This is a genomic window from Allopusillimonas ginsengisoli (assembly GCF_004153455.1).
GTDB classification, from domain to species: Bacteria; Pseudomonadota; Gammaproteobacteria; order Burkholderiales; family Burkholderiaceae_B; genus Allopusillimonas; species Allopusillimonas ginsengisoli.
The window spans coordinates 50190-75195 of the sequence record NZ_SDQE01000007.1 but is presented as its reverse complement, the minus strand read 5'-3'; the positions used below and the strand labels follow the sequence as shown (position 1 = coordinate 75195).

Below are 25006 nucleotides of genomic sequence, written 5' to 3'. Positions count from 1 at the left end.
AGGGTCGTCAAAAGCTATGCCCTGCATGCAGGGTGTTTTATTTTTGGTCAGAGTCCCGCAACATGATCGCCAGCCCCAACAAGGCAGTGATGATGAACAGTCCCATGCCCCAAAGCGCATATTCAATACCCAGTATCGATACGCGCGCGTCCATGCAGGTTGCATAGATGCCGAACAGCCAGGGCAGGGCAGCATCCAGGCCCGAGCCGGCGATAAAGCGATCGGCAAACGTCAAGTCGCACGAAAACATATTGGACGCGACGGAGTACTGGTACCACGCAGCGACAACACCTGCGCCGCCGAGCAGGGCGACCAGTGCCCCGGCCATTCTGTGCAGCCCCGCCTTAAACCGCCCGACCAGCAGGCCCAACCAGCAGACGGCGGCGATGGCCAGAAAGATGAGCCGCTGCAAGACACACCATGCGCAGGGCTGCATGTCGAAGGCAAACTGTGAAATCAGCGCCACGGCAACTGCGGCAATACAAAGTAATGCGGTGAGGTGAAGAAGTACTCTGGGGTGGGCAATCATCGAACGCGAAAATCCATGGCAAAAAGTTAGACAATGATAGCAGCCGCGCTCAGGTAGTCGAGGTGTCAAGCGTTGTCAATAAATCGCGCTCGAAACGAAGTTGTTCGCGAGGATGCCCAAGGATGTCGCCCTCAATGATGAAAATGTCTTCGACACGATCGCCCAGCGTCATGATCTTGGCCATTTTGAGCCCTATGCTGTTTTTTGCGAATACTTGCGCCAGGCTATAAAGCAGTCCGGGCCTGTCGGCCGCCGTGACGGATAGTCGCCAGGACGTGCTGTGTTCATCTGGCTGAAGCTCGACATTGGGCACAATCGGAAATACCCGCGCGCGGCGGGAACCGACCCGTCGGGCAAGCGTATTGGAGGGCGCACGCAAAGAAGGCGGGGCGACGGGGCGCAGCGCCTCGTTCAGTTCGTGTTCAACCAGTGAAGCATTCGAGCGATAGTCTCTGTCCAGACCAGGCAACAGCACGATAAAGCTGTCCAGCGCCCAGCGATGATGAGTGGTATGGATGCGTGCATCCTGAACGCTGAATCCTCGGCGATCGAAATAATGGCAGATATTCACGAACAGATCCTCCCGGTCGCGGGTATATACCATGACCTGCAGGGCTTCATTCTGGCCAATGACGCGTGCCTTGACGACCGGCTCTTGCGTGTCGACACGATAGTAAAGCTGCCGCGTATGCCAGGCGATTTCACTGGATTCATGGCGCAGGAAGTAGGCCACATCGAGCTGGCTCCAGAACGCGTCACGGCTTTCGTCGCGCAGTCCCATGAGGCGGATTTCATTTGCTGCGGCCTGCTTGCGCTGTGCCAGGACGGTATTGGTGTCGGGCTGTGCGCCACCCAGCATAGCCAACGCCTGCCGGTAAAGATCTTCCAGCAGTTTTCCTTTCCAGGTATTCCATACCTTGGGGCTTGTGCCGCGGATATCGGCAACCGTTAGCAGATAGAGCGCCGTCAGTCTGCGTTCGTCGCCGACCTTGAGCACGAACTCCCGAACGACATCCGGGTCGCTCAGATCGCGCTTTTGAGCCACCATGGACATGGTCAGGTGATCGCGGACCAGGAACTCGACCAAGTCTTTGTCTGCGCCGTCGATGCCATGGTCGTTACAGAAACGCCGCACTTCAATGGCGCCCAGCTCGGAGTGATCGCCACCGCGTCCTTTCGCAATGTCATGGTAGAGCGCTGCGACATAAAGCAGCCAGTGGCGGTCGAAGTCCGCGATCAGCTGGCTGGCTAGCGGGTATTCTTGCGCATGTTCGGGCATGGTGAAGCGGCGAAGATTGCGCACGACCATCAGAATATGCTGATCGACGGTGTAGGCGTGAAACAGGTCGTGCTGCATCTGCCCCACGATGCGGCGAAACACGGGCAGGTAGCGTGGCAGAATATTGAGCATGGTCATGCGCCTGAGCGCATGCACAATACCGCGCGGCTGTTGCAGAATCTGCAGGAACTGATGACGGTTCACGGGATTGCGGCGGAACTGCGCATCGATGCGGCGCCGCGCATGCCACATGGCGCGAAGCGCCTGAGCCGTTGTGCCTTCAATTTCGGGGTGCTCTTGCATCACCAGAAAAGCACGAAACAGCAGCGCGGGATTGCGCTCGAAACCATCTTCGCGCTTGATGCCCAGCCGCCCGCGCACGACACAAAAATCGTCGTCGATGGCGCGTGTCTGGTCTGCCGGCAGCGCGAACAGGCGCTCTTCCATGCTCTGCATCAGAATGACATTGAGCTGATTGACGACCCGCGCTGCCCAGTAATAGCGTTGCATGAGTATTTCGCTCGGCCTGCGATTTCGGGTTGCCTCGAAGCCATATACGGCAGCCAGCGCTGGCTGCAGATCGAACAACACGCGATCTTCGCGGCGACCAGCCAATAGGTGCAGTTCTATACGCAGGCGCTTGAAGGCTTGTTCGGCACGGCGCAGCGCTCGGTATTCGGAGGGCATGAGCCAGTCGGTCCGGGCGATCTCACGCCAGCTTTGGCCCAGTCCCGCAGCCTGGGCGATCCACAACAGAATTTGCAGATCACGCAGGCCGCCGGGCGCCTCTTTGCAATTTGGTTCGAGTGCGTAAGGCGTATCTTGATGCCGAGCGTGGCGCTGCTGCATTTCGGCCCGTTTGGCCTGGAAAAACGTCTGGGGATCAAGTTGTTCTCGCATCGTCGTGCGCAGGGCCTGCAACAGATCTTTACTGCCTACCAGCCAGCGGGCCTCGAGCAGGGACGTTTCCACAGTGATGTCGTTGGCCGCTTCGCGTTGACAGTCCTCTACCGTGCGGACGCTGTGACCAGGCTCAACCCCCAGATCCCACATTGAGGCGATCAGGGACGATATCTTGCTGCTTTCATCGGGGCCAGGGGGGTGGCGCAACAGGACCAGCACATCGACATCAGAATAAGGGTAAAGCTCTCCGCGGCCGTAGCCACCGACTGCAGCGAGCGTCGCGCCGGCAGGCAGTGGATGCAGGCGCACCAGTTCGCGCAGTGTCTGATCGGTGATTCGGCGCAACGCGGTCAACAGCGTGTCGGGGCGCAGGTGATGGCGAAACGCGTCGATGGCGGCGTTCCGCTTGCTGGCAAGCTGCTTGCGGAGCACCTCGAGCGTGACGGCTGGCTTGGCCACGCCGTTCATGGTTTCAGGCACCCGCTATGAAAGCCGGTGGACGGGGCATGCCTTCGGACACTGTAAGCACTTCGTAACCCGTGTCGGTGACCAGCACCGCGTGCTCCCATTGGGCGGACAGGCTGTGGTCGCGCGTGACGACGGTCCAGCCATCGGCCAATGTGCGAATTTCCTTGCGACCGGCATTGATCATGGGCTCGATGGTAAAAATCATGCCGGGTTCGAGCCGAACGCCTGTGCCTGGCTTGCCATAATGCAGTACCTGGGGATCCTGATGGAATTTTCGGCCTACGCCGTGTCCGCAGTATTCGCGGACCACTGAAAACCCCTGTTTTTCCGCATGCTTCTGGATGGCGTGGCCAACGTCTCCGAGCGTTGCGCCTGGGCGCACCTGGTCGATCCCCAGCCACATGCATTCGAATGTGGTTTCGGTGAGGCGCCGCGCCAGAATGGAGGGTTCGCCAATGTAAAACATGCGGCTGGTGTCGCCAAACCAGCCGTCCTGAATGATGGTGACATCAATATTCATGATGTCGCCATGCTTGAGCACTTTGTCGCCCGGAATGCCATGACAGATTACATGGTTGACGGAAGTGCAGATGGACGCGGGAAACGGCGTGTAGCCTGGCGGCGCATAGCCCACCGTCGCCGACTTGATGTCGTGCTGCGCGATGTAGTCCATGCATAGCTTGTCCAGCTCGCCTGTGGTGACACCTGGTTGAACGTGTGGCGTAAGGTAATCGAGGATGGCAGCGGCCGTTTGGCATGCAGTGCGCATCTTTTCGAGATCAGCGGGGTCGGTAACGAGACTACTCATGGTAACTTGATATGTATGGCTTAAAAATAGTAGAATTATAGGCTTTCTCGGATTTTTACCCCTTGTTGGGGCACTTAATCCGCAGGCCGCGACGGCAAATCAATGCCGTATTTATGTAAATCGCGTGCCGGGTCGCCTTAGGGTGTTCGCAATACATGTGCATTGCTGCACAGCGGATGCTGGCCCGGTACAAGACCAAACCCTTGGAGAATATCATGTCTTTAATGCGCGAAATGCTTGAAGCTGGTGTGCACTTTGGCCACCAGACCCGTTACTGGAACCCCAAGATGGCTCCGTTCATCTTCGGTCAACGCAACAAGATCCACATTGTCAACCTTGAGCAAACGGTTGGCAAGTTCCAGGAAGCCGCCAAATTCGTGCGCCAGACGGCTGCCCGCGGAGGCACCATCCTGTTCGTCGGCACCAAGCGCGCCGCGCGCGAAATCGTCGCTGCCGAAGCTGCCCGCTGCGGCATGCCTTATGTCGACAGCCGCTGGCTGGGTGGCATGATGACCAATTTCAAAACGGTCAAGACGTCGGTCAAGCGCCTGAAAGAAATGGAAGCCCAGTTGGCCGAAGGCGCCACCGAAACCATGAGCAAGAAAGAAGCGCTCATGTTCGAGCGCGAGTTGGCCAAGCTGAACAAATCCATTGGCGGCATCAAAGACATGAACACCTTGCCCGATGCCTTGTTCATCATCGACGTTGGCTACCACAAGATTGCCGTGGCCGAAGCCAGCACACTGGGCATCCCGGTCGTGGGCGTGGTTGACACCAACCACTCGCCCGATGGCGTTGCCCACGTCATTCCTGGCAACGACGACTCTGCCAAGGCGATTGCCCTGTATGCCCGCGGTCTGGCCGATGCCGTCCTCGAAGGCCGTGAGCAGAATCTCAATGGCCTGGTCGAAGAAATCACCGAAGGCGATGAAGAGTTCGTCGAGGTCGAAGAAGAGCGCGAATAAGCATACGCCGCCTGGCGCCACGCCAGGTGCCGGCCGCCGTCGCCTTCGCGGCGGCGCGCCGCCGACATTTCGCACCTGCCCCGGCCCGACCGGGGCGTGTTTTAGATAATTGGAGAAAATTGTGGCTCAAATTACCGCTTCCATGGTCAAAGAATTGCGCGAAAAAACCGACGCACCCATGATGGAGTGCAAAAAAGCGCTCACAGAGGCCGACGGCGATCTGGCCCGCGCCGAAGAAATTCTCCGCGTCAAGCTGGGCAACAAGGCTAGCAAAGCAGCGGCCCGCGTTACCGCCGAAGGCTTGATCGGTCTGCACATTTCGTCTGACGGCAAATCCGGCGCTGTCGTCGAAGTCAACTGCGAAACCGACTTCGTTGCCAAGAACGACGATTTCATCGGGTTCGTGAACGCACTGGCTGCATTGATCACAGAAAAAAATCCTGCGGATGTGGCTGCGCTCAACGATCTGCCCATGGGCGAGGGCACGGTGGAAACCACCCGTTCGACCCTGGTTGGCAAGATTGGCGAAAACATCAGCGTGCGTCGTTTTCAGCGCTTCGAAACCGAGAACCAGCTGGCCAGCTACCTGCACGGTGGCCGCATCGGCGTATTGGTGGACTTCTCCGGCGCTGACGAAACCGGCAAGGATCTGGCCATGCATATTGCCGCCACCAAGCCCAAGGCGCTTGACGCCAGTGGCGTGCCTGCAGACGTAATTGCGACGGAGCGTTCCGTTGCCGAGCAAAAGGCGGCTGAATCCGGCAAGCCTGCAGAGATCGTCGCCAAGATGGTCGAAGGCTCGGTTCAGAAATTCCTCAAGGAAGTCACCCTGTTGTCCCAGCCGTTTGTCAAGAACGATAAGCAGTCGGTGGAGCAGATGCTCAAAGAGAAGGGCGCCAGCATCTCTCGCTTTGCACTTTACGTAGTGGGCGAAGGCATCGAGAAGAAGTCCGAAGACTTCGCGGCAGAAGTGGCCGCAGCCGCCGGCGGCAACGCCTGATTACCAATTACGGCAAAATATTCGGGTCTGCGCTACCACGCAGGCCCGGGTCTGGCTTACACTTTCGTTGGTTTGTTTACTGGGAAAACTACCTATGACCACCAGATCGTATAAGCGTGTCCTCCTCAAACTGTCCGGCGAAGCGCTGATGGGTGAGGACGCCTTTGGGATCAATCGTGCCACTATCCTGCGCATGACCGAAGAAATTGCCGAGGTGTCCGCGCTGGGTGTGGAGCTTGCTATCGTCATAGGTGGCGGCAATATTTTTCGCGGCGTGGCACCCGGCGCGCAAGGCATGGACCGCGCCACGGCGGATTACATGGGCATGATGGCAACGGTCATGAATGCGCTTGCCCTCCAGGACGCGCTCAAGAACCGGGGCATCGATGCACGCGTTCAGTCGGCCCTGAATCTCGACCAGGTCGTTGAGCCATATATCCGGCCCAAGGCATTGCGCTACCTCGAAGAAGGAAAGGTCGTTATTTTTGCTGCCGGCACGGGCAATCCGTTTTTCACCACGGACACGGCGGCTGCCCTGCGTGGCGCCGAAATCGGCGCTGAAATCGTGCTGAAAGCCACCAAGGTCGACGGGATCTACAGCGCTGATCCCAACAAAGACCCTGACGCAACCCGTTATGCGCGCATCAGCTTCGATGAAGCCATTGTGCGCCGGCTCGAGGTCATGGATGCGACCGCGTTCGCGCTATGCCGCGACCAAAAGCTGCCTATCAAGGTGTTTTCCATCAACAAGCCAGGAGCACTCAAGCGCGCCGTGTCCGGCGAGGACGAAGGCACTTTGGTGCACGTTTGATAAAGGAACCGCAATGAGCCTTTCAGAAGTCAAGAGTTCGGCCGAAACGCGCATGGGGAAATCCATCGAAGCGCTTAAAACCAGCCTGGCCAAGATCCGCACAGGGCGTGCGCATACAGGTATACTCGACCATGTCCTGGTTGAATACTACGGTTCGCCGGTGCCCATCAGCCAGGTTGCCAATGTCAACCTGATCGACGCGCGCACCATCAGCGTGCAGGTCTGGGAAAAAAACATGGCGGGCCCGGTCGAGAAGGCCATACGCGAATCCGACCTCGGGCTCAACCCCATTTCCATGGGAGACAGCATCCGTGTGCCCATGCCGGCGCTGACCGAAGAGCGTCGTCGTGACCTGACCAAGGTCGTGCGCACCGAAGGCGAAGACGCCAAGATTGCAGTACGCAATCTGCGCCGCGATGCCAACGATGCGCTCAAAAAAATGGTCAAGGACAAGGAAATCTCCGAGGACGACGAACGCCGTATGCAAGATGATATCCAGAAGTTGACTGATCGCCACGTGGCCGAGATTGACAAGCTTGTCAGTCAGAAAGAAGCCGAAATCATGACCGTATAGCGCCACGTGCGCCTTCCGGTTTTTTCGATGTCAGCAACTTCATCTACGCTCGCCATTCCAGATGCCTCGGAAGTTCCGCGGCATCTGGCCATTATCATGGATGGCAACGGACGGTGGGCGACTGCTCGATTTCTACCACGTACCGCAGGCCACGTTCGAGGCGTACGGGCCGTACGGCGGATTGTCGAGGCGTGTGGACGGCGTGGCGTCGAATACCTTACCCTTTTTGCATTCAGCTCCGAGAACTGGCGCCGCCCTCCGGAAGAGGTTTCGCTTCTGATGCGCTTGTTCATGCAAACGCTTGAACGCGAGATCGTGCGGTTGGAGGCACAGGGTGTCCGTTTGCGCATCGTTGGTGATCTCTCCGCCTTCGATCCGTCATTGCAGCGCCTGATTCGGGAAGCCGAGGAGCGTACTGCGCACAATAGCTCACTGAATCTCACCATTGCGGCCAATTACGGCGGTCGCTGGGATGTCCTGCAAGCGATGCGCCATCTGCTTGCCGAGCACCCTGAGTTCGCCACCAACCCAGAAGCGCTGAACGAAGCGGCGCTCACCAAGTACTTGTCCATGGCTTTCGCGCCGGAGCCAGACCTTTTTATTCGCACCGGCGGCGAACAACGTATTTCCAATTTTTTAATTTGGCAATTGGCCTATACAGAACTGTATTTCACTGGCCTGTACTGGCCCGATTTCGGCGCCAAAGAAATAGATGCCGCGTTCAGGTGGTACAAAGAAAGAGAGCGTCGTTTCGGGCGCACCAGCGCCCAGTTGGCTGCGCAGGAAAAATAACCGCAAGGTTCAAGGGGGGCTTTCATGCTCAAGCAGCGCGTTATTACCGCCATCGTCTTGCTCGCTGTTCTGCTGGCGGCCTTGCTCGCCCCCAGCCCATTGCCTCTCGTGCTGTTGTTGACGCTGATCGCCGCATGTGCGTTATGGGAATGGTTGCGGCTGACCTGGCCTGGCGCGGGCCAGTCCGGTCCCGCCGCGGTTGCCGCAGTGGTCGGCGTGGGACTGATGATCCTGGCGCTGCAGTGGCTGTCCACCCAGCCGCCCCAATGGACATGGACCGCATTGCTACACGCCAACCGCTGGGCATTGCCCGTTGTGGCTGCCATTTGGTTGGTGGGCGCCACAGGGATGGTATTGCGCGGTCAGGCAGCGCATCGCGCCAATGGGCTGTTGCTCAGCCTCTTTGGCCTCGCTGCAGTAGTGACCTGCTGGGTCGCGCTGGTCCAGCTCTATCGCATACATGGCGCCTGGTATCTTGTGTCCTTGCTCGCGCTGATCTGGATCGCTGACATCAGCGCCTACTTTGTCGGCAAGGCGCTGGGCCGTCACAAGCTCGCGCCCAGAGTAAGCCCGGGAAAAACCTGGGAGGGCGCTGCGGGGGGGGTTGTCGGCGCGACGGTCTGGGTCATGCTAACCATGTTGTGGCCTGGCAGTTTCGGCGCAGTGCTGGCTGAACGTTGGGCATGGTGGGGCGTATTGTTGATCGCCGTTTTTCTGGCGGCGATCTCCATTATGGGTGATTTGTTTGAGTCGTTGCTTAAACGTCGCGCTGGGGTCAAGGACTCCAGTCAACTGCTGCCTGGGCACGGAGGCGTTTACGATCGTATCGACGCATTGCTCCCCGTGGCGCCGTTCGCGTTTTTGCTGTCAACAGGGTTCGGATCGTCATGAAGGTGCAACAGATCTGCGTGCTGGGTTCCACCGGATCCATTGGCGAGAATACGCTTGACGTCATCGCACGCCATCGCGATACGCTGAACGTCTATGCGCTGAGTGCGTATAGCCGCATCGAGCGTCTCGCTGCGCAGGCGCAGGCAACGCGTGCCCGGGTCGTTGTGGTGCCCAATGAGGCGGCTCGCGCGCGCTTTGTACAGGCATGGCCCGCCAGTCAGCGTGCGCCTGAAATCCGGGTAGGCGCCACCGCGTTGGCCGAAACCGTTGCCGATACCGAGGTAACGTCGGTGATGGCGGCCATCGTCGGCGCGGCCGGCTTGCCGGCGGCATTGGCCGCGGCACAGGCGGGCAAGCGCGTTTTGCTGGCCAATAAAGAAGCGTTGGTGGCCGCCGGAGAGCTGTTCATGCGTACTGTACGAGAGTGCGGCGCAGAACTGCTGCCCATCGACAGCGAGCACAATGCCATTTTCCAATGTCTTCCCCACAGCTCAGGATGCCCCGGAAGCCACCCGGCGCCGGGGGTCCGGCGCTTGCTGGTGACCGCTTCAGGGGGCCCGTTCCGCAGTACGCCACTGGACCAACTGGATCATGTCACGCCCGACCAGGCATGTGCGCATCCCAATTGGAGCATGGGCCGCAAGATTTCTGTCGACTCGGCAACCATGCTGAACAAAGGGCTTGAGGTCATCGAAGCGCATTGGTTGTTTGCCATGCCGGTGGAGCGCATTCAAGTGCTGATTCACCCCCAAAGCAAAGTGCATTCCATGGTCGAATACGAGGATGGTTCGATACTGGCTCAGCTGGGCCAGCCTGATATGCGCACGCCCATTGCCTATGGTCTTGGTTTCCCGGACCGCATCGATAGCGGGGTGGGCCTGTTTGATCTGGCAACACTGGGCAGACTGGATTTTGAATTACCCGATCTGAACCGCTTTCCGTGCCTGCGATTGGCGTTCGAGGCGCTGCGAGCAGGGCAAGTTGCCTGCATCGCCTTGAACGCGGCCAACGAGATCGCGGTAGACCGTTTTTTGAAACAGCAGATTAGCTATACTCAGATAGCCCGTATTATCGAAGCCTGTCTGAACCGAGTTGGAGGGCAGGCGATTTCCTCGCCGGAAACCCTCGATGATGTGCTGGCGCTTGACGCGCATACGCGCGCCATGGCGTCCGAGTTCTGCCTGTCGGCGGCCTGACGCACTGTTTTTCTGGAATTTGATGCTTTACACCATACTTGCCTTTGCCATTGCCCTGGGCGTTCTGATTACGTTTCACGAGCTTGGGCATTACTGGGTAGCACGGCGCTGCGGCGTGCGCGTGTTGCGGTTTTCCGTGGGATTCGGCAAAGTACTGGCGCAGCGCACCGACAAGCAGGGCACAGAATGGGCGTTGTCTGCCATTCCGTTGGGGGGTTACGTCAAAATGATGGATGAAGCGCCAGAGGGTGCTTCGCCAGAACTTGCCAATCAGGCCTTCAATAACAAATCGCTGGGACAACGCAGCGCGATCGTGCTGGCCGGCCCCATGGCCAATCTGATCCTTGCCGCGCTCCTGTACACGATGCTCAATCTCGTTGGCACCAACGAGCCAGCGGCCATACTGGCCCAGCCTGCGGCAGAAACAGTCGCCGCACAGGCAGGCATTCAGGCGGGCGATCGCATTACCGCTGTAAATGGCCAGCCCGTGCAGTCCTGGGGCGAAGCTCGTTGGCAACTGCTGGATGTTGTCACCGCAGGCGGTGAAGCATCGCTTCAGGTGGATTCCGAGGGCGCGTCACGTCAGCGGCTTCTGCGGTTTGCGCCGGGGGCAGTCGAGCCGGATGGTCCGGATCCCATGGCGCAGGCCGGTTTGGCTCTGGCTGCGCCGCAGCCCATGGTCGGCAACGTCAATCCTGATAGCGCAGGCGAGGCGGCGGGATTGCGCACCGGAGATGTTATTGTTTCCGCGGGCGATTTACAGCATCCCGGCGCCAATGCCCTGGTACAGGAAATCCAGAAACACGCTGGGCAAGCCCTCGCGATCTCCGTATTGCGAGATGGGGCGCTCGTTACGCTGGACGTTACCCCCAAGGCGGAGACGTCACCCGACGGGGGCACCATTGGGCGAATAGGCGTCATGCTGACCGCCGACTTTCCCATGGTTACAGTCCGCTACGGTCTGTTCGATAGTGTACAGCGCGGGTTCACACGCACCGCAGAGACAGTCTGGTATTCTCTCAAGATGATGGGGCGCATGGTCACAGGGGATATTTCCCTGCGCAATGTCAGCGGCCCGGTCACCATCGCCGATTACGCGGGCCAAACCGCCCGCATCGGTCTTGCGGCCTATATAGGGTTTCTTGCACTGATCAGTGTCAGCATTGGCGTGTTAAATTTGCTACCCATCCCCATGCTCGATGGCGGCCACCTCATGTATTACCTTGTCGAGGCTGTCCGGGGCAAACCCATACCTGAAAAGTGGCTGGAAAATGGCCAGCGGATCGGCCTGGGTCTGCTTGCTGCACTGATGAGCCTGGCTTTTTTCAATGATTTTTCGCGCCTTTTCAGCTAGAGGCATTGTGCCGTACAATCTTCCACCATTTAGTCGCCCAAGGACTGTTCAGGATGTCGTTTAGCCGGAAACCCTATTTTGCCAAACGCAGTTTGCCCGCGCTGCTGGCCGCATTGCTGCTACCTTGCATTGCGAACGCGTTCACGCCATTTGTTGTGCGTGATATCAAGGTTGATGGCATACAGCGCGTCGACGCCGGCACCATCTTCAGCTACCTGCCTGTCAAGGTGGGTGAGCAGTTTACCGAAGCCCAGGCCAGCGAGGCCATTCAGCGGCTTTACGCCACAGGATTCTTCAGCGATGTGCGGATCGATACCAGCAATGATGTGCTGGTCGTCACAGTGCAGGAACGCCCCACCATCGCCTCCGTCAGTTTCAATGGCATGCGGGAGTTCGACGTCAAGGCCATCACGCAGTCGCTGCGCCAGGTAGGGTTCGGCGAGGGCAGGGTGTTTGATCGCTCCATGCTGGAGCGCGCCCGCTTCGAAATCGAACAGCAGTACCTGTCCAAGGGCAAGTATGGGGTCGAAATCAATCCCATTATTACGCCGCTGCCACGCAATCGCGTCGGCGTCAGCTTCGAAGTGTTCGAGGGCGACCGCGCCAAGATCAGCGAAATACATGTCGTTGGCAACAAGGCATTCTCCGAGGGCAAACTCAAAGACGAAATGGAGCTCACCACATCAGGCATGATGACGTGGTACACCAGCACCGACAAATACTCGCGCGAAAAGCTCGAAGGCGATATCGAGCGCTTGCGGTCGTTCTATCTGGATCGGGGTTACCTCGAATATTCTGCCGAGCCGCCTCAGGTCACGATCTCGCCAGACCGTAAAGATATCTTCATCACCTACACGCTGCACGAAGGCGAACCCTACAAGGTGCGCAGCGTCAAGCTGGCGGGCGATCTGCTCGGGTTGGACGACAAGATACAGGAATTGGTCAAGGTCAAGGCCGACGAAACGTTTTCCGCCACCAAAACCAACGAAACCGCCAAGGCAATCACCGAATATCTCGGCACGCTGGGATATGCCTTTGCCAACGTCAATCCCAATCCAGTGCTGGATCGCGAATCTCACGAAACCGATCTTACCTTTTACGTGGATCCGGGCAGCCGCGTCTACGTCAGGCGCATCCAGATCGGTGGCAATACGCGCACCCGCGACGAGGTCATCCGCCGCGAAATGCGTCAGCAAGAGGCTGCCTGGTACGATGGCGATGCCATCAAGCATTCTCGCGACCGCATAGATCGCCTCGGTTATTTCAACCAGATCGATGTTTCCTCGACACCTGTTGCAGGCTCGCCCGACCAGATCGACATCAATGTCGATGTCAAGGAAAAGCCCACAGGCCTGATCAATCTCGGGGTCGGCTACGGATCCACCGACGGCGTGATTCTGTCGGCCGGCATCAGCCAAGACAACATCTTCGGCAGCGGCAATACGCTGTCGCTACAAGTGAACACCAGCGAAACCAACCGGGCAGCGGTTATTTCGCATACCAATCCATACTGGACGCGCGACGGTATCAGCAAAACCACGTCGATCTACTATCGCCGCACAACGCCTTACGATAATGATTACTCCCGTGGCGATTATCGCGTTACCGCCATTGGTGGCGGCCTGAACTTCGGTGTACCCATCTCCGAATTCGACCGTATCTTTGCTGGCGTAAGCTTTGAGCACAACAAACTCACTGAACTTGATCCTCAATATACGCCGCGTGCCTACCAAGACTTCGTCGAAGAATACGGCGAAGGCACCAACGCGCTGATCTTCAACGTGGGTTGGTCCAAGGATACGCGCGACAGCGCTTTGGCGCCGCACAGAGGCAGCTATACGCGCTTGTCGGCGGATGTGTCCACGATGGATCTCAAATACTACATGCTGAGCGCCCAGCAGCAATACTACGTGCCGCTGGGTCGTGCGTATACGCTGGCCTTCAATGGTCTGGTTGATTGGGGCCGCAGCTACGGCGGCAAGAGCTTCCCGGTCATCAAGAACGTATACGGCGGCGGTATTGGTTCCGTGCGCGGCTACGAAGGCGCCTCGCTGGGCGGGCGCGACATTCTTACCAATGATTACCTGGGCGGCTCGCGCCGTGTCGTCGGTAACATGCAGTTGTATCTGCCGTTCCCCGGGGCGACGCGAGATCGTACACTACGCTGGTTCCTGTTTGCCGACGCAGGCCGGGTCGATAACACGGCCGGTGGCGGATGCGGGCGGGGGATAGATAATTACGCAGAAGATCCATGTGGTTGGAAGTATTCAACCGGTATCGGTCTGTCCTGGGAATCCCCGCTGGGGCCGCTGCAGCTGTCATGGGGCCACGCGCTCAATGCCAAGGAAGGCGACGACAAGCAGGCATTCCAGTTCCAGATAGGCACCGGTTTCTGATGTACGCTGTTTAATGGCACAATAACCGTTTTATCTCTGCATTTTCGCAAGGTAGATTGTTCATGAAGTCTCAAATCGCATTAAAACTTTCCGCTATATCCAGTGGCCTTGCGCGCAGCAACCGCGCCCTGATACTGGCTGGCGCACTGGGCCTGGGTGCCATGGTGGCGGCTCCGGTCGTTCACGCGCAAGCCACCAAGATCGGCTTTGTGAGCACCGAACGCATTCTGCGCGACTCCAAGCCTGCCAAGGCTGCCCAATCCAAGATCGAGTCCGAATTCAAGAAGCGCGATGAAGAGCTCCAAAGCATGGCCAACCGGCTGCGCAGCGAAGCCCAAAAACTCGACAAAGACGCGCCTGTGCTGTCAGAGTCCGAGCGCGTGAAGCGCCAGCGCAAACTGGCTGATCTGGATTCCGACCTGCAACGCAAGCGTCGCGAATTCCAGGAAGATTTCAACCGCCGGCGCAATGAAGAGTTCTCGGGGATCGTCGAAAAGGCCGACGCCGCCATTAAGCAGATCGCGGAACAACAAGGCTACGATCTCATTATTCAGGATGCCGTCACCGTCAGCCCACGTGTCGATATCACCGATCAGGTGATGAAGGCCCTGGGCGGCTAACACACGATGCCAGTATTGCTAGCGCCCAAGCAGGCGCCCACACTGCAAACACTGCTGGCCGAAGCCAATACCGTAGGCCTGGACTGCAGGCCAGCCCAAGCAACAAATGAGCCCGGCCCTCGCATTCGGGGGCTGGGCTCTCTGCTTTCTGCGGGGCCAGAGGAAATCAGCTTTCTTTCCAATGCTCGCTTGCACGAACAACTGGCCTCATGCCGGGCGGCGGCGGTCATCATGACCGAAGCGGATTTTCAGGCTTATGTCGGATCGGATCCGGGCTATCGCGTCATTGTGTGCAGTCAGCCCTATGTCATGTATGCCTTGCTGGCACAGTGGTTCGACAGCCATCGTGTGCAAGGTCTCGAAAAAGGCATACATCCCACAGCCATTATTGCGCCGGATGCGCAGTTGGCCGATGGCGTCAGTGTGGGCCCACATTGTGTGATCGAGCCTGGCGCACGCATCGGCACCGGCACCAGGCTTGGCCCAGGCTGCATCATCGGCGCAGGCTCCGTATTGGGCAGCGATTGTCTGCTGCATGCGCGGGTCACCCTTTATCATGGTGTCCAGGTGGGCGATCGCGCTATCCTGCATTCAGGCTGTGTGCTGGGCGCCGACGGGTTTGGGTTCGCGCCAACGCCGGGTGGCGCAGGCTGGACCAAAATTGCCCAGATAGGTGGCGTCAAATTAGGAAACGATGTCGAGATCGGCGCGAACACCACTGTTGATCGCGGTGCTCTCGAAAGCACAACGTTGGGCAACGGCGTCAAGCTGGACAACCAGATCATGATTGCGCACAACGTGCAGGTGGGGGATCACACCGCCATGGCGGCGTGTGTCGGTGTGGCGGGCTCCACCATCATCGGGCAGCGGTGTACCATCGGCGGTGCGGCAATGCTGTCCGGCCACCTGACATTGAGCGACGATGTGCATGTTTCCGGGGGCACAGCAATAACGTCCAGCATTACCAGCCCGGGCAGGTACACTGGGGTTTATCCCTTTGCAGAACATCGCGATTGGCAACGCAACGCAGCTGTTTTAGGGCAGCTGGCTCAGTTGCGCCGTCGTGTGCGCGCAACCGAAAAAAACAACGCATAACGCATTTAACTACACACATACAAGCATCGCCAGGGGCGGTGCGCGCAAGCAGGAAATAAAAAGATGGAACTCGACATTCGACAAATCATGGACAGGTTGCCGCATCGCTATCCCATGCTGTTAGTGGATCGCGTTATCGAAATGGTGCCTGGGAAAAGCATCGTGGCCATCAAGAATGTCTCGATGAATGAGCCTTTCTTTACTGGACATTTTCCTCACCATCCGGTGATGCCGGGCGTGCTGATCATCGAAGCACTCGCGCAAGCGGCCGCGCTGTTTTCGTTTGAAGACGATTCCGATGTCAACCCTGCCGACAAGAAGATTGCTTACTACCTGGTTGGCGTGGACGGTGCGCGCTTTCGCCGACCGGTAGTGCCTGGCGACCAGCTCAGGCTCGAGGTCACGGCCGATCGTATCAGCCGTTCCATCTGTAAATACACCGCACAGGCAACCGTTGATGGCCAAGTCGCAGCCGAAGCCAAGCTTATGTGCGCAATTCGTGTGCTGGAAGAATAGCAATGGCAGAACGTGTTCACCCGACGGCTATCGTAGCGCCTGGTGCGAAGATAGCCGATGATGTGACGATAGGGCCCTACAGTATCGTAGGCGAGCATGTGTCCATCGGACCAGGTTCCGTCGTGGGGCCGCATTGTGTGATCGATGGCCACACTACCATAGGCGCCAACAATACTTTCTACCGGTTTTGCTCCATAGGCGGCATTCCGCAAGACAAAAAATACCAAGGCGAGCCGACACGCCTGGAAATCGGCGACGGCAATACGATTCGTGAATATGTCACGATCAGCACGGGCACGGCCCAGGATGTCGGCGTTACCCGTCTGGGCGACGATAACTGGATTATGGCTTACGTGCATATTGCCCACGATTGTCAGGTAGGCAGCCACACCATCATGGCCAACAGTGTTCAGCTTGCCGGCCATATTCATATCGGCGACTGGGCCATTATTGGCGGCTTGTCTGCAGTGCACCAGTTTGTACGTATCGGGGCACACAGCATGATAGGTGGGACCAGCTCCATTCGGCAGGATATTCCCCCCTTCGTGATCGGCGCCGGCGATCCTTTCCGGCCCGTTGGCGTGAACTCCGAAGGTTTGAGCCGTCGCGGCTACAGCCAGGAAGCCATTTCGGCTGTCAAAGAAGCCTATAAGCTTGTTTTTCGCCGCAACCTCAAGGTAGAGGAGGCAACCGAGCAGATCCGGCATCTGCGTACTGAACGTCCCCAAGCCGATGAGGTGCTGACGATCATGGCGGATTTTCTGGCTGCCTCAACCCGGGGCATCGCACGCTCATGAGCCCGCGCATAGGCATGGTTGCTGGTGAGCCGTCTGGCGACATGCTGGCTGCCAGGGTCATACAGGGCATACGGCGGCAGGCGCAACAGGCCGGTTGCGAGGGCATAGGCGGCCCCGCCATGAAGCGAGCAGGCCTTGACGCATGGCATCCCATGGACGCGCTGACTGTGTTCGGCTACGTGGACGCCTTCAAACGCCTGCCGGGTTTGCTCACCACCTACTTTGATGTCAAGAAGCGCTGGATGCGGGACAAGCCGGATGTCTTCGTAGGCATCGATGCGCCTGATTTCAACCTGCGGCTTGAGCACCAGCTCAAACAGGCGGGCGTGCCCACCGTCCATTTTGTCGGCCCATCGATCTGGGCCTGGCGCTACGAACGCATTCACAAGATTCGGGCTGCCGTGTCACATATGCTGGTACTGTTTCCCTTCGAGGAGGCTATCTACCAGAAAGAGGGCGTTCCGGTTACCTATGTTGGACATCCGCTGGCCGGCGTGATCCCTATGCAGCCGGATAAAGTGGCAGCCCGGCGCTATCTGGGTCTGGATGAGTCTGTTCGCATGCTGGCCATCCTGCCGGGCAGCCGGTCGTCGGAAATCAATCTGCTCGCACCCCGCTTTCTACAGGCTGCCCAGATACTGTCCCATCAGGATCCCGATCTGCATTTTCTGGTACCCATGGTGAATGCCCGCCGTCGCGCAGAGTTTGAGGACATACTGCGGCGCTTTCCGTTGCGGCATTGCCGCATTATCGATCAGGACAGTGGCGCTCAAGAGGGCGACAGCGAGCGCAGGCAGCGTCCGCAGGCCTGGAATGTCATGGAAGCGGCCGACGCCGTGCTCGCTGCCAGCGGTACAGCAACGCTGGAGGCCTGCCTGTTCAAAAAGCCGCTGGTCATTTCTTATGTGCTGTCGCCCACAATGCGGCGCATCATGGCATGGAAATCCGGACAGGCACGGCCCAGCGTGCCATGGGTAGGCTTGCCCAATGTGTTGGCACAGGACTTTGTCGTGCCCGAGTTGCTGCAAGAAGACGCTACGCCTGATGCGCTCGCGCAAGCGAGCTGGACGGCGTTGAGCGACAAGGCCTATGCCGATCAGGTCGGCGAGCGTTTCAGGCTTATTCACGAGTCTCTGTTGCGCGATACGCCTGCGCTGGCAGCGCAGGCTATTCTTGAGCAGGCTGGCCGTGGCTAGGCAACCGGGCCGCCAGCCGGATCTTTTCAGTGTCTTGAATACCGGCGATATGATGCGTATAGCAGGCATAGACGAAGCGGGCCGCGGCCCGCTTGCGGGCCCAGTATTTGCGGCCGCCGTCATACTGGATCCGGGGCGCCGCATACGAGGCCTGAATGATTCCAAGAAACTGACTGCAGGGCATCGCGAGGAGCTTGGCTACCTGATACGCGAGCGGGCCCTGGCCTGGTGCGTAGCAAGCGCAAGCGTCGACGAAATCGACACGCTCAATATCCTTCAGGCGACCATGCTGGCCATGCGCCGAGCCTGCGAGGGGTTGTCGATGCAACCCGACAAAGCGCTGATCGACGGCAATTGCCTGCCCAGAGGGTTGGCCTGCGTAGCCGAACCCGTCATTGGCGGCGACGCAACCGTCAAGGCGATATCTGCTGCCTCTATCCTGGCCAAGACCGCCCGTGACGCAGACTGCTTGACGCTGCATGAGCAGTATCCCTGTTATGGATTTGATCAGCATAAGGGTTATGGAACTGCCGTGCATCTCGAACGGCTCCGCCAGCATGGACCATGTCCTGCCCATCGTCGCAGCTTCAGCCCTGTACGCCGCCTGCTCATTTTATGAAATACATTAGCTCTCGAGACAATGCCGTTTTCAAATATTTGTCGCGCGTGGCGGCGGGCAAGCACGGCGTGGGCGAGGGACGGCAGGTGCTGCTCGAGGGTACGCATCTGTGTCAGGCCTGGCTCCGGTTTCAGGGGCCTCCTGAGCGGGCGATTTTCGATGACTCGCGGCTGGCAGAAAGCAAAGAACTCCAGGCGCTGGCTCAATCGCTGGATACCGCAATCTGTATTGCCTGCGACGAACGCCTGGCTCGCAATCTTTCGCAGGTGGAGCATGGGCAAGGTGTGTATTTTCTGGTAACGCCGCCCAACCCTGGCGTACCCGATCGTATCGATCACCTTTGTCTGTGGCTGGACAGGATCCAGGATCCTGGGAACGTCGGAACATTGTTGCGCACAGCCGCGGCGGTCGGCATAGAGCATGCCTATTTGTCTGTGGGTACCGCCTCAGCCTGGTCGGCGAAAGTATTGCGCAGCGCCCAGGGTGCGCATTTTGTGATGCAAATTCATGAGCGGGTAGATCTGCTTGGCGCCTGTGACAGACTCGCCGTACCGTTGATTGCCACTGCGCTGAACGAAGCCGTTGCGCTTTACGATCTCGCCCTGCCTGAACGGTGTGCATGGCTGTTGGGCAACGAAGGGCAGGGGGTGGCGCCGCAACTGCTGGCTCAGGCAAAAACGCGGGTATTCATTCCACAGGCAGAGGGCGTGGAGTCGCTGAATGTGGCTGTGGCCGCCGGTGTTTGCCTGTTTGAGCAACGCCGGCAGACATTCGCCGCCCATCGTTAATAACTGCGGCGGTTAAGCCCTACCTCGTCCAGCACTTTGGTGGAGATCTCTTCGATGGAACGGGTGGTCGTGGACAGCCAGGGAATGTCTTCCATGCGCATCAGTCGTTCAGCCTCGGCGACTTCATGCCGGCACTGCTTGAGCGAGGCGTACTGGCTTTGCGGGCGCCGCTCATTGCGAACCTCTGCCAGACGTTCGGGCTGGATAGAAAGCCCGAAGAGCTTTTTGCGGTAGGGCAGCAGCGTTGCGGGCAGCGAACCTCGGTCGAAGTCTTCGGGGATGAGCGGGAAATTGGCGGCCTTTACCGCATACTGCATGGCCAGATAAAGGCTGGTGGGCGTTTTGCCGCAACGCGAGACGCCAACCAGGATGACATCAGCCTGTTCCAGCCCATGCACGAACTGGCCATCGTCATGCGCAAGGCTGAAATTTATGGCTTCGATGCGATTGGTGTATTGCTTGCTGAGGCCGCCCATATGCGAGCGGCCCACCGAATGATTGGACTTGACGCCCAAGGCGGTTTCAATATGTTGCACAAAGGTGCCAAACAGGTCTAGAAAGGTGCAATTGGCAGCTCTGATCTTGTTTGCACTGACGGGGTTGACCAACGTACTGAATACGAGTGGACGGGTGTTTTTTTCGGCTGCGCAATGATTGATGCGCGCTGCGGCGGCTTCCGCCTTTTCGGGGCTGTCGATAAAAGGAATGCGTATGGCCTCGAACTTCACCTGTTCGAATTGCGACAGGACAGAGTTGCTGAAGGTTTCGGCAGTAATGCCTGTACTGTCGGAAACGACAAATACGGTGTGTTCGATGGTGTTTTCGGACATGAGGAGAAATGCAAGCGCAGAGGCGACCAGAAACGGTACAATCGCGAAAGGTTAACAGTCACCGTACCAGCAGGCAAGGCTGGTTTGCTCAGCGCACGGGTGCAACGTCAATTCCGTTGCTTGGGTGCGTTGAGCAAACACGCTTTTTTATATTGTCAAAGGTGACTTCATGTCTTATGTAGTGTCTTTCGAGCAACTCCGCATGACGGACGTAGACTCGGTAGGAGGAAAAAACGCATCACTAGGTGAAATGATCAGCCAGTTGGCCGAAGCCGGTGTCCGGGTTCCAGGTGGATTTGCCACCACGGCGCAGGCCTTTCGTGAATTCCTGCAGGCAACAGGCCTGGATCAGCGTATTGCACATCGTCTCGAAACGCTCAATTCCGAAGACGTGCGAGAGCTGGCCAACGCTGGCGCGGAAATCCGGCAATGGATTATTGATACGCCCCTGCCTGCGGATTTCGAGCAAGCCATACGCGTTGCGTTTGCGGAGCTCGATGCCGACGGGAAAGGCAGTTTCGCCGTACGATCCTCTGCCACCGCCGAAGATCTTCCCGATGCGTCCTTTGCAGGCCAACAGGAAACCTTCCTGAACGTTGTCGGTATCGACGATGTCCTGGATAAGGTCAAGCACGTTTTCGCCTCGCTTTACAACGATCGGGCCATTTCCTACCGTGTGCACAAAGGCTACGCTCACGCAGAGGTTGCACTGTCCGCTGGTATCCAGCGCATGGTGCGTTCCGACTGTGGCAGCGCTGGCGTCATGTTCACTCTGGACACCGAATCAGGCTTTAGCGATGTGGTCTTCATCACATCGTCTTATGGCCTGGGTGAAACCGTGGTCCAGGGCGCCGTAAACCCAGACGAGTTTTATGTGTTCAAAGCCACGTTGGCGACGGGTCACTATCCGATCATCAGCCGTCGCATCGGCTCCAAGCTGATCAAAATGGAGTTCGACCCTGAACGCACCTCTGGCCACGCGGTCCGCACAGTCGATGTGCCGGTATCCGAGCGAAACCGCTATTCGCTGACCGACGACGAAATCATTGAGCTGGCCCGCTACGCTGTCATCATCGAAAAACACTATCAGCGTCCCATGGATATCGAATGGGGTCGCGATGGTGTGGATGGCAAACTGTATATCCTGCAGGCACGGCCCGAAACGGTCAAATCGCAGCTGGGCCACAACGACGTGCAGGAGCGTTATCGGCTCAAGGCTACCGGCGACATCCTGATTACCGGCCGCGCGATCGGCCAGAAAATCGGCTCAGGTCGCGTCCGTGTCGTGGGCGATATATCCGAGATGGATCAAGTCAAGGCGGGCGACATTCTGGTTACCGACATGACCGACCCCAACTGGGAGCCCGTCATGAAGCTGGCTTCGGCCATCGTCACCAATCGCGGAGGGCGTACTTGCCATGCGGCCATTATTGCTCGCGAACTCGGCATCCCGGCCGTGGTGGGTTGCGCCAATGCAACGGACGTGTTGGCGAATGGCCGTGAAGTCACTGTATCCTGCGCCGAAGGCGACGAAGGCCGCATCTATGACGGCCTGATCGAAACCGAAATCGAAGAGGTACGCTGGGGTGAAATGCCGGCCATCGATGTCAAGATCATGATGAACGTCGGGAACCCTCAGCTGGCCTTCGATTTTTCGCAGATCCCCAATAACGGCGTGGGGCTTGCGCGTCTCGAGTTCATCATCAACAACAATATAAATGTGCACCCCAAGGCGGTGCTCGACTATCCCAATGTGGACGGCGAACTCAAGCTGGCGGTTGAGTCGGCGGCGCGAGGCTACGCCAGCCCGCGCGCGTTTTTTGTCGAAAAACTCGCCGAAGGCATCGCCACCCTGGCAGCGGCGTTCTATCCCAAACCGGTTATCGTGCGTTTGTCGGACTTCAAGTCGAACGAATATCGCAAGCTCGTCGGCGGCTCGCGCTATGAGCCTGAAGAAGAAAACCCGATGCTGGGTTTCCGGGGTGCGTCGCGTTATATCTCTGAAGAGTTCGAAGAGTGTTTCCGCATGGAATGCGAAGCGCTCAAGAAAGTACGAGACGACATGGGCCTGACCAATGTCGAGATCATGGTGCCCTTTGTGCGCACTTTGTCGCAGGCCAGCCGAGTGGTCGATTTGCTGGCGCACAATGGCCTGGCTCGCGGGGAAAACGGTTTGCGCGTGATCATGATGTGCGAGGTGCCGTCCAACGCCATCCTGGCCGATCAGTTTCTGGAGTATTTCGATGGTTTTTCCATCGGTTCCAACGACATGACCCAGCTTACGCTGGGCCTTGATCGGGATTCTGGCATGGAATTGCTGGCCGCGGATTTCGACGAGCGCGACGAAGCAGTGCAGTTCATGCTGCGCCGTTCGATTCAGGCTTGCCTGAAGGCCGGCAAGTACGTGGGTATTTGCGGGCAGGGCCCCAGCGATCATCCGGATCTGGCAAAGTGGCTACAGAAAGAAGGCATTCTGTCCATGTCACTGAATCCGGATACGGTAGTGGATACCTGGCAGCGTCTGGCGCGCGAATAATTCGCCGCCAGGGAGTTAAAGTGATCCGTCACGCGATGTCGCGCATGACGGACACCACTGCGGGCCTGGGTGGCTTTTTTGCCACCCAGGCCCGCTTTGCATTCAGCGTGTAGTCGCCATGCGTGCGCAAAGGTCCACGAAGTTCTCCGCCGCGCTTGATGGCGTGCGGGCGGCGAGACGGATCGCGCAGATGACGCGCACCGCATCGGGCGCGTCGATCATCCGATGCACAACGTATTGCTTATCTGCGTAGTTCACCAATGACAGTGGCATGATTGCGACCCCCAGGTTTGCGGCAGCAAAGCTCATGGCTGATGTAGCGCGCTCTACCTCGAAAGCGGGTTGAAGTTCTCTGGCATAACGTGCGAAGGCGGTTTCAACAATCTGCCTGACACTGCTTTCTTTTTTTACCGCGATGATCCGCTCCTTGACGATGCTGGTCCACTTCACCTTGTCTTGCTTGGCAAAAGCATGGTTTGGCGAACAGAGCACCACCAGGTGATCGTTGAACAGTCTGGTCTGGCAAAGATCGTCGAAGTCTTGCCGACCCGGTGTCAATGCGAGATCCACTTTCCTTGCCCGCACCAGATGAATGCATGAGGCGTGCACTTCTTCGCGTACCTCCACACTGACGCCAGGATAAGTTTCACCGAATCTGTTCAGGGCGGACGGCAGCAGCCCGGCCATGACAGAGGGCGAGGCGGCAATGTGTAAACGTCCCTGTGCGCCGCTGACGAAATCCTGTACCCGCTGGATTGAATAATCAAAATGGGCCAGCAGCTCCTCAGCCTCTTTTTGCAGCACCTTGCCGGCAGGGGTCAATTCGACCACGCGTGTGCTGCGATCGAATAGCCGAGTCGATAGGGTCTCTTCAAGCCCTTGTATTGCTGCGCTTAACGCTGACTGGGATATATGGAGCGCTTCAGAGGCTTTGCTGAAGTTTAGATTGGCAGCGAGCATGAGAAATACTTCGAGATCTCTGATACGGATGCGCCGTCTTAGAATATCTATCAGCATTAGATATAAGTGTTTAAGTATTAATGATAATTAATGATAATACAAAACCTATACTTTTCAAGTATCGAACTCGTACTCAGGGAGAGGAAGGTGGAGAACGCAGAAGGGGTAACCGCTCAAATCATCGCCCAGCCACTTGGGGAACACTTGGCGGCGCAGGTGACTGGCGTGGATATTTCAAAGCCAATGTCGGCGGAAGCACTGCAAGCTATCAATGACTTGTGGGGGCAGTATCTGGTGTTGAGGTTCAGGGGGCAGGAAAGGCTGTCGCCTGAGGAGCTCATCCGATTCTCAAAACAGTTTGGAGCATTGGATTCCCGTCCCATCGGAACGCGAACACGGGCCGTTGGGCCGGCCTCCGCATTTCCGGAAATCACCACAATCTCGAACATCCAGATCGGTGGCCAAAGTATTGGCGGGCTGGGGGCGGGCGAGGCTGTCTGGCATACCGATATGAGTTATGCCACGAATCCTCCCAAAGCTGCATGTCTATATAGCCTGGAAGTACCCGAGTCGGGAGGCAATACTCATTTTCTGAACATGTATACGGCATACGAGACACTGCCTGCGGCGCTCAAAGCGCGTGTGGACAGGCTGACCTGTCTCCATGACGCAAGCCATAACAGCGCCGGCGAACTGCGTTTGGGCTTCAAGCAAGTTGATGATCCTCGTGAAACTGTCGGCGCCGTGCATCCATTGGTCAGAGTGCATCCTGAAACTCAACGAAAATGCCTCTTTCTGGGGCGGCGGCAGAACGCGTATGTTGTGGGCCTTCCTTTGGAAGAAAGCGAAGCGCTGCTGGATGATTTGTGGGCGCACGCGACCAATCCTGCGTTGGCCTGGTCGCAGACATGGAAGCCAGGGGACCTGGTGATGTGGGATAACCGCTGCACTATGCATCGTCGAGACGCTTTCGACGATGCTGCGCGGCGATTGATGATACGCACGCAAATTTCCGGTGAGCCCGTTCATCGCCCGCTGAACTGATCCATGATTGGAATCGGCGACCAACTTCAATTCAATTCG

23 protein-coding genes are annotated in these 25006 nt (G+C 58.0%); 18 read left to right on the top strand and 5 right to left on the bottom strand.

The genetic code is table 11. The features are described 5' to 3' along the window. Positions 1-37: 37 nt before the first annotated feature. From ERE07_RS13495 to map, 3 genes are read right to left on the bottom strand one after another with little or no spacing between them, the layout of a single operon-like run. A complete protein-coding gene (locus tag ERE07_RS13495) occupies positions 38-529 on the bottom strand; it encodes a disulfide bond formation protein B (RefSeq protein WP_130009557.1) in 492 nt (163 codons plus the stop codon). 49 nt (positions 530-578) lie between these two features. Then, positions 579-3179 carry a [protein-PII] uridylyltransferase gene (locus ERE07_RS13490; protein ID WP_130009668.1) on the bottom strand — a complete coding sequence of 867 codons (2601 nt, stop codon included), beginning with the start codon at positions 3177-3179 and terminating at the stop codon, positions 579-581. 4 nt (positions 3180-3183) lie between these two features. Continuing rightward, positions 3184-4023, bottom strand: a complete 840-nt coding sequence (map, locus tag ERE07_RS13485) for a type I methionyl aminopeptidase (RefSeq protein WP_425330982.1) — start codon at positions 4021-4023, stop codon at positions 3184-3186. Between the two features lie 179 nt (positions 4024-4202). Between map and rpsB the strand changes: the two genes are divergently transcribed. The 16 genes from rpsB to ERE07_RS13405 all read left to right on the top strand — a co-directional run bounded on the left by rpsB (position 4203) and on the right by ERE07_RS13405 (position 19597). Beyond that, entirely contained in the window at positions 4203-4952 is a 750-nt protein-coding gene (gene rpsB / locus ERE07_RS13480) for a 30S ribosomal protein S2 (RefSeq protein WP_130009555.1), read from the top strand. 121 nt (positions 4953-5073) lie between these two features. Then, positions 5074-5952 (top strand): translation elongation factor Ts, encoded by an 879-nt coding sequence (gene tsf / locus ERE07_RS13475; protein ID WP_130009554.1) that lies wholly within the window; start codon positions 5074-5076, stop codon positions 5950-5952. Positions 5953-6046: 94 nt separating this feature from the next. Next, complete coding sequence (gene pyrH, locus ERE07_RS13470) at positions 6047-6763, top strand: UMP kinase (protein ID WP_130009553.1); 717 nt, start codon at positions 6047-6049, stop codon at positions 6761-6763. A gap of 13 nt (positions 6764-6776) precedes the next feature. Next, positions 6777-7337, top strand: a complete 561-nt coding sequence (gene frr, locus ERE07_RS13465) for a ribosome recycling factor (RefSeq protein WP_130009552.1) — start codon at positions 6777-6779, stop codon at positions 7335-7337. 27 nt (positions 7338-7364) lie between these two features. Continuing rightward, the gene (gene uppS / locus ERE07_RS13460; protein WP_130009551.1) at positions 7365-8129 is read left to right on the top strand and encodes a polyprenyl diphosphate synthase; all 765 of its coding nucleotides are present in this window, start codon (positions 7365-7367) and stop codon (positions 8127-8129) included. 24 nt (positions 8130-8153) lie between these two features. Beyond that, positions 8154-9020, top strand: coding sequence for a phosphatidate cytidylyltransferase (locus tag ERE07_RS13455; RefSeq protein ID WP_130009550.1), 867 nt, complete (start codon positions 8154-8156; stop codon positions 9018-9020). Continuing rightward, on the top strand, positions 9017-10216 hold the full coding sequence (dxr, locus tag ERE07_RS13450; protein WP_130009549.1) for a 1-deoxy-D-xylulose-5-phosphate reductoisomerase: 1200 nt from the start codon (positions 9017-9019) through the stop codon (positions 10214-10216). The genes ERE07_RS13455 and dxr overlap by 4 nt, the downstream gene beginning before the upstream one ends. A 22-nt stretch (positions 10217-10238) precedes the next feature. Further along, positions 10239-11570, top strand: coding sequence for an RIP metalloprotease RseP (gene rseP, locus ERE07_RS13445; RefSeq protein WP_130009548.1), 1332 nt, complete (start codon positions 10239-10241; stop codon positions 11568-11570). 53 nt (positions 11571-11623) lie between these two features. After that, on the top strand, positions 11624-13966 hold the full coding sequence (gene bamA, locus ERE07_RS13440; RefSeq protein WP_130009547.1) for an outer membrane protein assembly factor BamA: 2343 nt from the start codon (positions 11624-11626) through the stop codon (positions 13964-13966). A gap of 62 nt (positions 13967-14028) precedes the next feature. Next, the gene (locus ERE07_RS13435; RefSeq protein ID WP_130009546.1) at positions 14029-14586 is read left to right on the top strand and encodes an OmpH/Skp family outer membrane protein; all 558 of its coding nucleotides are present in this window, start codon (positions 14029-14031) and stop codon (positions 14584-14586) included. Positions 14587-14592: 6 nt separating this feature from the next. Then, positions 14593-15681, top strand: coding sequence for a UDP-3-O-(3-hydroxymyristoyl)glucosamine N-acyltransferase (lpxD, locus tag ERE07_RS13430; protein ID WP_130009545.1), 1089 nt, complete (start codon positions 14593-14595; stop codon positions 15679-15681). A gap of 63 nt (positions 15682-15744) precedes the next feature. Then, positions 15745-16197: a 3-hydroxyacyl-ACP dehydratase FabZ gene (fabZ, locus tag ERE07_RS13425; protein WP_130009544.1), complete on the top strand. Its 453-nt coding sequence runs from the start codon at positions 15745-15747 to the stop codon at positions 16195-16197. Between the two features lie 2 nt (positions 16198-16199). Further along, positions 16200-16994: an acyl-ACP--UDP-N-acetylglucosamine O-acyltransferase gene (gene lpxA / locus ERE07_RS13420; RefSeq protein WP_130009543.1), complete on the top strand. Its 795-nt coding sequence runs from the start codon at positions 16200-16202 to the stop codon at positions 16992-16994. Beyond that, positions 16991-18190, top strand: coding sequence for a lipid-A-disaccharide synthase (gene lpxB / locus ERE07_RS13415; protein WP_130009542.1), 1200 nt, complete (start codon positions 16991-16993; stop codon positions 18188-18190). The genes lpxA and lpxB overlap by 4 nt, the downstream gene beginning before the upstream one ends. 49 nt (positions 18191-18239) lie before the next feature. Continuing rightward, the gene (gene rnhB / locus ERE07_RS13410) at positions 18240-18809 is read left to right on the top strand and encodes a ribonuclease HII (RefSeq protein ID WP_130009667.1); all 570 of its coding nucleotides are present in this window, start codon (positions 18240-18242) and stop codon (positions 18807-18809) included. After that, positions 18806-19597, top strand: a complete 792-nt coding sequence (locus tag ERE07_RS13405) for a TrmH family RNA methyltransferase (RefSeq protein ID WP_130009541.1) — start codon at positions 18806-18808, stop codon at positions 19595-19597. Before rnhB ends, ERE07_RS13405 begins: the two co-directional genes overlap by 4 nt. Here the strand turns inward: ERE07_RS13405 and ppsR are convergent. Next, positions 19594-20427, bottom strand: coding sequence for a posphoenolpyruvate synthetase regulatory kinase/phosphorylase PpsR (gene ppsR / locus ERE07_RS13400; RefSeq protein WP_130009540.1), 834 nt, complete (start codon positions 20425-20427; stop codon positions 19594-19596). The genes ERE07_RS13405 and ppsR overlap by 4 nt on opposite strands. A 169-nt stretch (positions 20428-20596) precedes the next feature. Between ppsR and ppsA the strand changes: the two genes are divergently transcribed. Further along, positions 20597-22963 carry a phosphoenolpyruvate synthase gene (gene ppsA / locus ERE07_RS13395; RefSeq protein ID WP_130009539.1) on the top strand — a complete coding sequence of 789 codons (2367 nt, stop codon included), beginning with the start codon at positions 20597-20599 and terminating at the stop codon, positions 22961-22963. Positions 22964-23065: 102 nt separating this feature from the next. On the opposite strand, the gene ERE07_RS13390 is transcribed toward ppsA, so the two are convergent. Next, positions 23066-23980, bottom strand: coding sequence for a LysR family transcriptional regulator (locus ERE07_RS13390; protein ID WP_130009538.1), 915 nt, complete (start codon positions 23978-23980; stop codon positions 23066-23068). A 90-nt stretch (positions 23981-24070) separates the two neighbouring features. Here ERE07_RS13390 and ERE07_RS13385 point away from each other — a divergent pair, with 90 nt between their 5' ends. Further along, complete coding sequence (locus ERE07_RS13385; RefSeq protein WP_245153705.1) at positions 24071-24967, top strand: TauD/TfdA dioxygenase family protein; 897 nt, start codon at positions 24071-24073, stop codon at positions 24965-24967. Positions 24968-25006: the final 39 nt, after the last annotated feature.